The following is a 237-nucleotide window of genomic DNA, read 5'->3' on the forward strand; positions in this document are numbered from 1 at the left end:
GTCAGGTCGAGTCGCTGGACGTGCTCGACACCGAAGAACGCTACTTCACGCCATCTCCGCACAACTGCCTCGATCACGGCCAGCGCCTGCCACTGCTCCAGCGTGCCCTGGCGGAGCTGCCACGGCTGTGTCGCGAGAGTTTTCTGTTGCGCAAGATCGAGGGCCTGTCGCACCCGGAGATCGCCGAACAGCTGGGCATGTCGCGGGCCTTGGTGGAAAAGCATATCGTCAATGCGA

At 62.9% G+C, this 237-nt stretch carries 1 protein-coding gene; it reads left to right on the plus strand.

The annotated features are described in order from the left end of the window. Nucleotides 1–237, plus strand: a 237-nt coding sequence (locus SB772_RS45490) for a sigma factor-like helix-turn-helix DNA-binding protein (RefSeq protein ID WP_410839213.1), incomplete at both ends; no start/stop codon positions are given.

It is taken from the genome of Paraburkholderia sp. SIMBA_030 (genome assembly GCF_046535245.1).
Taxonomy (GTDB): Bacteria; Pseudomonadota; Gammaproteobacteria; order Burkholderiales; family Burkholderiaceae; genus Paraburkholderia.